The sequence below is a fragment of the bacterium genome, from assembly GCA_027622355.1.
In the GTDB taxonomy this organism is placed as follows: Bacteria; UBA8248; UBA8248; order UBA8248; family UBA8248; genus JAQBZT01.
Genome location: JAQBZT010000178.1, coordinates 1 through 6,286 on the forward strand (window position 1 = coordinate 1; position 6,286 = coordinate 6,286).

Consider the following 6,286-nt stretch of genomic DNA (forward strand, 5'->3'; position numbering starts at 1 on the left):
GCGGCGGGGGTCATGATGATCCCCATTCCGGGGGCGGGGATTCTTCGGGGGGTGGAGGGCGAGGCGGAGGCGCTGTCCACACCCGGCATCGAGGGGATCGAGATCACCATCCACCCCGGCGGGCGGGTGGTGCCGCTGCCGGAGGGCAACCGCTATCTCGGCTTCATCTTCGCCAAAAGAAATACGCCCGGCGAAGTGGAATCTGCCCTCCGCCGGGCGCATGAAAAGCTGCGTTTCAATCTGGAGCCGGAAGCCTAGCTCTACTTCTTCGTCTGCTCGTAGTAGGGGTTCGTCCCCGAAGCGTGGTCCGTCGTGTCCACCACCTCGATGTCGGGGTCGAGCTGCTGCAGCCGGGCCTCGACACCCGATTTCAGCGTCACGTCCGCCATCCCGCAGCCGGCACACCCGCCGCCCATCTGGATGAATATCCGCTTGCCCTCGATGTCGAGCAGGTTGATCACCCCGCCGTGGGAGGCCACCGCCGGGTTGATCTCGTTGTTGATGATCTCCTCGATCTGGCTGAGAAGCTCGCTCTCGTTCTCGCCCCGCTCGCGGTTCACCTTGAAGCCGCTCGTCGGGCCGTCCTCCACGAAGTCGATCTTCGCCTTCTCGGCGCGATCGAGATGATCGGGAGAGGTGTAAACCCCGATGTGGGGGTTATCGAGCTTGATGTAGTCGGCGGCCTGCTCTTCTTTCACCAGGTCGAGTTTGTAGCCGCCCTCGAAGGAAAGGAGAATGCCGGCGAAGCCCCCGCCCTGGGCATCCATGATCTCTTTGACCTTGCTGGCCGCCGCCTCGGTAATCTGCATGGCATTCGCTCCAAAGAAAAAAAAGGTCCATTCGGTCCCATATCCGACCGATTCCGTCAGGTATCCTACCCGCGCGCGCGGAAAATGGCAATCGGGGCTCCTAGCCGATAGCCGCGATGGCCTCGACCTCGAGGAGAAACGCGGGGTTCGCCAGCCCCCGCAGGACGCAGAGGGTGCTCCCGGGGGGCGGCTCGAAGTCGCCGAAATAATCGGTCAGAACGCCGCGTCCCTTCGGAGTGTCCTCCTGCCGGACGACGTAGATCGTCACCTTGACGACATCGGCGAGGGTGGCGCCCCCCGCGGCGAGGGCCTCGATCAGGTTCGCCTTGATCTGGGCCTGCTGGGCTGCGAAATCCCCCTCTCCGGCGACGGTCCCGTCCGGGGTGGCCGAGACCTGTCCCGCCGTGAAGACGAGCTTCTTCACCCCCTCGACGGCGACGACGTGGGAGTAGTTGGCGAAGGGCTGGTGCAGGTTCGCTGTCGCCTGATGCGCGGTTTTCCGCATGGGTGTTCTCCTCTCCGTTATTCGTGTTTCGCAAGGCGGGCGATGGCCCGGCGAAGGCGCGGGTGCGCATTGAAGGCGTGCACGAAATCCGACTCCCGGCGGCCGCCCTTGGCGCGGATAATTCCCACAAGCGCGCGGAGTTCTTCGCGGGGCCAGCGCGAAAGCCCCGGAAGCGCCATGACAAGGGGCGCCCAGCGCCGCCAGGCCGCACGCTCCCCGGGGGACCAACCTTGAAGCGAGCGGACGCCGAGGAGCGCCGCCTCCTCTTTCGCGCAGGTGCGCTCCCCTTTCTCCCGATCCCCGCCGAAGCGGCCCGCCAGATAGTCCGTCACCAAAAGCCCCACCGGTCCCAGCTCCATCGCCCCGAGCGCCTCGCGGCGCGGCCGCCCGAGCGAGAGGAACATCGTGCGCTCGGAGAGCCGCTCGAGCGCGGCGCGGGAGGTGCGGTGACGCGGATTTTTCTTCCGCCGGGCGATCTCCGCCCTTGCCAGGCGGAGCGCCGCGCCCGCCCGCGGCCGGAAGCCGAGGTTCGCGTAGAACCACCACGCCCCCGAGCGCAGCGCCTCCTCGTTGTCCATCCCGAGCTGGTAGGGATCGACCGAAAAGGTGTCCGCCCCGAAAAGACTGAGGAAGGCGGCCAGCACCGCCGCGAGCAGGCCCACCGCCTCGCCCCCCCGAAAAGCGGGAAAGATGTTGAGGGCCGCCTCGCAGGAGCCAAAGAGCCCCGCCCCCGTTCCGTAGCCCACCACCACGCCGTTCTTGAAGATGAGAAAGCCGTAGAGCGCGGCCAGCAGGTGCCGCCGCCCGGGCGGCATTCCGATGAGGGCGATCGCCGCCCCCCCGCCGCAATCGGCGAGGCGCACATCCCGCGGGTCGGCATAGGCGAAGGCGTCGAGATCGCGCTGGCGCAGCGCCATCGCCCCCTTGGCAAGGTCCACCACCCGCTGCCCCGCCGCCGGGGAGAGGTCGCGGAAGCGCGGCCGCATCCCGAGGACACGCCGCTTGAAGTCATCCCGCCCCCGATCGAGCGCCCCCCGCTGGCAGACCACCTTCCCGGCGGGAAAGCGCTCCCGCCCCCGCGCGGGGGTGGTCGCGCCCGGCATCACGCAAAGGGGCACGTCGAGGTCCTCGTAGAGTTTCTGCCGGAGGGCGTCCGGCACTTTCAGCGCACGGAACCTGGCGAGCAAAAACGCCGCCTCGCTCTCTTCCTTCTTCCGCATCCGGCCGATCCACTCGCGGGCGGAAAGGTCCGCCGAATCGAGGCCGAGGGCCTCCGCATCGAGCGCCAGGTGTTCGAGCAGCCCTTCGAGCGCGTCCGCATTCTCGAATTCATCCCAATCGATCGCGAGATGATCGCCCCATTTACGGGCCAGCCAGTCAGCTGTCGCGTGATAGAAGGGATAGCGGATCTCGGTGCCCGCGATGCCCGAATCGGCGAGCACCCTGCGGTGGCGTTTGAGGTCCGCCCGCGCCTCGAAGTTTTTCAGCATCCACTCCGCCAAGCGGCGGACCCGGGGGCTGTCCGGCCAGGCGCGGATGAAGAGCAGGAGATCGTGCAGCCGCGCCACCTCCCCCGCGCGCGGCAATCGCGCACGCCCGAGCGCATCGAGGAAGGCGTACTTTTCCCGCTCGGCTTCTTTTCCGAAGACAAGCCGGAGGCTTTCGAGCGTGCGGAGATGGGCGGCGGCGGATTGGGCCATGGACGGGAAGGCCCCTACGGCTCGACGACGACCTTGAGGGCGCCGTCCTTGCGATCGCGGAAGGTCTCCATCGCCTCGGTGAACTGCCGGAGGGGAAAGCGGTGGGAGACCAGATCGGCGAGGTTGAGGGCGCCGCTCCGCCAGAGGGCCATCACCTGGGGCAGGCAGTTCGGCGCGGCGCGCGAGCCCACGATCTCGAGCTCATCGAGCAGGATCCGCGCGGCGGGGATCGGTACCTCTTCCTGGGCGACGCCGCCGATGACGACGCGGCCGCCTTTTTTGATCATGTCGATCCCCTGGCGGATAGCGGCGCCGCTCCCCGCGCACTCGAGGACAACGTCGGGGCCGATGCCGCCGGTGGTTTCCTTCATGTACGCCAGAACGTCGGTCTTCTCGAAATCCACCGTTTCGTAGCCCAGCTCACCCGCCTTCTTCAGGCGATCCCCGCGGCCGATGACGATGACGCGCCCCGCCCCGAGGGCGCGCGCGCACTGGTAGGTGATGGACCCGACGGCGCCGGGGCCGATGACGGCGACGGTGTCGCCCGGCGCGATCTTCCCCTGCTTGGCGATGTGGAGGGCGATCCCCGCCGTGTCGAGCAGGGAGGCCTCGCTGAGGTCCTCATCGGGGGCGAGCTTCGCAATCGAGCGGGTGTGGGCGTTCATGTACTCGGCGTAGGCGCCGGGGGCGGTCATGCCGTACTGGCGGTGGCCCGCCGCCATGTCGCCGTAGTTGAGGCAGAGGTTGTAGCGGCCCTTCATGCAGTTGGCGCAGTAGCCGCAGCCGACGGCCGAGCTTCCGGCCACCTTATCGCCGGGGGCGAAGCCGGTGACGCCGGAGCCGACGGCCACGATCGTGCCCGCCCACTCGTGGCCGATGATGAAGGGCCAGTGCGGCGGCCACATGGGGAAGAAGTTTCCCGCGATGATGCCGAGGTCGGTTCCGCAGATGGCCACCGCGCCGACGCGGCAGAGCACCTCCTGGGGGCCGACCCCGGGAACGGGCACCTCCTGGAACTCGTACTTGTGCGGTTCAAGGAGTACGAGGGCTTCCATCGTCTGACTGGCCATGGTGTTCCTCCTACGCGGTCCGCGCCTGGATGTCCTCTTGGGTCACATCGCCCATGTAGACGTAGCCGGTGTCCTCGACGCTTCCCGCGCCGATGTAGAGGCCCACAGCCTCGATGGGCTCGGTCTCGCTCAGATTGTACATCCAGTGCTCCACTCCCTTGGGGATGTAGTGGAAATGACCGCCGCGCACCTCGACCCGGTCCGGGCCGGCGCCTGCGAGGCCGTGGCCGCTGATGATGTAGTAGATCTCCTCGCAGTTGTCGTGGCGGTGCTTTTTGTGGACGGCGCCCGGAAAGAAGCGCGCCCGGAAGACCGTCGTGGAGCTCCCGTTGTGCTTTCCGATGGGCAGGCGGAAGTCGGTGATGGACCAGCCCTCGCCCGCGTCCATCTTCTCGGGCGGCACATCGTCCAGGTGGACCAGAATGCCCTCGCGGAAGCCCTTGCGGGGCATCTTGAGATCGGCCTCGGTCACATCGCCGCGGTACTGGTAGCCGCTCTCCTCGACGCTCCCCGCCCCGAGGTAGAAGCCGATGACGAGGGCCGCCTCATCCTTCGTCTCGTTGTGGAAAAAATGCTCCGAACCCTTGGGCATCAGGCGGCAGTGGCCCGCGCGCACATCGGCCCGGCCGTCGCCCTGCCCGACGACGCCGTGGCCGCTCAGGTAGACGGCGATCTCATCTGCGTTCGTGTGGAGGTGCTTCTTGTGGGTGGAGCCGGGCCGGAAGATGGAGTGAAAGACGGCGGTGGAGCTGCCGTGCGCGCCGGTGATCGGCAGGCGGAACTCGGAGATGGCCCAGCCCTCGCCTTCCGCCATGTTCTCGGGCTTCACGTCGTCCACGTGAATCAGGGGGTATTTCAGCGCCATGATGTATTTCCTCTTCGGATATGAAGAATGGGCTAAAGCGCGCCCGTTCGCTGTTTGAGGTCTTCCCCGGTCACCGGGCCCAATAAATTCCCTCAACCCTGGAAAGAGGATCTCTGCAAGGACAAGCCAAAAGGTTTAAGGATATCAGCAAAAGAACTCTCTGCAACAAAATTAGGCCTAATGCTCTGAGCTTGTTTAGCCAACTGTTTCTCTCGCTCAACATCTTCTGGAGTCCAGTGAGTAATTCTCACCAATTTTCCATAATTTTCCGAATCATGGCGCGCACCATAAGCAGCCCAGATAGCAAAGACATCGGCCCTTTTGGCCATTAGTATATCCCGAGCCATGCTGTCACCGACATACGCAGCATGTCCAGGTGGAATTCCACAACTTGAGCATATTTCAAGCAAGACGGTTTCATCAGGCTTTCTCTGATGGCGAGTCAGCTCCTTGACCTTCTCCATTGGAAAATCAGAAACCCAATTTTTAGAAACCTTGTCATCGGGATGATTCCCAAGTGATCTTTCACGGCAATAAATTTTCTGAAAATATTCAGTCAGGCTCAACCTTTTCATCCGATCAATAACCGCAAAGAGATTGCTTTCCGTATGAGCGACCATCATTATTCCATTTGACTTCAGTGCATCGAGAGTCTCTTTAACACCCGGGAACAATACCAATGTCTTTTTTCTGATTGCATTGAAAGCATAAAAAGCAGGATCAAGCAGTTCCTTGAGTTCGACATTACTCTTGTCGGAATACAAATCTGCGATTGTTGCAGTTTCAAGAAGAGAAAAAGGATGTTCTGAGTCATGATGCTTCTGATGGACTTCCTTGAAATCGTCCAATAATTTCTCTCTATCACATCTTGTTATTCTAACCGCTTCATCAACCATTGCATAAAAAGACGCAGTAAAATACGCAACCCAATCGTAGAGAGTATTGTCCAGATCACAGACTACCAATTCAGGGGAAAATGCCACGGAATAATACACTCCCTACTTTGAGACTATTCAAATATGCTTATTTCATTTGGCCATCTCTTTCCTGCTTTGCTTTCTTATCCTCACTAGGGGGCTGTTTGGTTTTAATTTGAGGATTGTTCTTATCTCTTTCAACAGCTTTAGAAGTCTTTTCTGTGTATTTTTCAGACACAGAAAATTTCGCCGAAAAATATATCAACCCAATACTCATTATCACTAAAATAGTAATTGTCCAATTGTAAAATGCCCTTACTTTCTTTTCCGCAGTCTTCTTTTTGTTCTTACCCGTAGGTTTAAGGGCACCTCTAAAAACCTCCCCTATTTTATCTCTGATGTGATCCAATAGAGGCCTCC

The 6,286-nt window shown here is 62.0% G+C and carries 8 protein-coding genes; 1 reads left to right on the top strand and 7 read right to left on the bottom strand.

The window, feature by feature from the left end:
• Positions 1-258 (top strand): phosphoribosylglycinamide synthetase (locus O2807_10515; protein MDA1000929.1); only part of this gene is annotated, 258 nt, incomplete at its 5' end.
• Between the two features lie 2 nt (positions 259-260).
• On the opposite strand, the gene O2807_10520 is transcribed toward O2807_10515, so the two are convergent.
• The 7 genes from O2807_10520 to O2807_10550 all read right to left on the bottom strand — a co-directional run.
• A complete protein-coding gene (locus O2807_10520) occupies positions 261-809 on the bottom strand; it encodes a NifU family protein (GenBank protein MDA1000930.1) in 549 nt (182 codons plus the stop codon).
• 100 nt (positions 810-909) lie between these two features.
• The gene (locus tag O2807_10525) at positions 910-1,314 is read right to left on the bottom strand and encodes a RidA family protein (protein MDA1000931.1); all 405 of its coding nucleotides are present in this window, start codon (positions 1,312-1,314) and stop codon (positions 910-912) included.
• 17 nt (positions 1,315-1,331) lie between these two features.
• Entirely contained in the window at positions 1,332-3,014 is a 1,683-nt protein-coding gene (locus tag O2807_10530) for a hypothetical protein (protein ID MDA1000932.1), read from the bottom strand.
• A gap of 14 nt (positions 3,015-3,028) precedes the next feature.
• On the bottom strand, positions 3,029-4,084 hold the full coding sequence (locus O2807_10535) for an alcohol dehydrogenase catalytic domain-containing protein (protein MDA1000933.1): 1,056 nt from the start codon (positions 4,082-4,084) through the stop codon (positions 3,029-3,031).
• 10 nt (positions 4,085-4,094) lie between these two features.
• On the bottom strand, positions 4,095-4,949 hold the full coding sequence (locus O2807_10540) for a cupin domain-containing protein (GenBank protein MDA1000934.1): 855 nt from the start codon (positions 4,947-4,949) through the stop codon (positions 4,095-4,097).
• A 92-nt stretch (positions 4,950-5,041) separates the two neighbouring features.
• The gene (locus O2807_10545) at positions 5,042-5,932 is read right to left on the bottom strand and encodes an HAD hydrolase-like protein (protein ID MDA1000935.1); all 891 of its coding nucleotides are present in this window, start codon (positions 5,930-5,932) and stop codon (positions 5,042-5,044) included.
• 40 nt (positions 5,933-5,972) lie between these two features.
• On the bottom strand, positions 5,973-6,286 hold a 314-nt coding region (locus tag O2807_10550), incomplete at its 5' end, for a hypothetical protein (GenBank protein MDA1000936.1).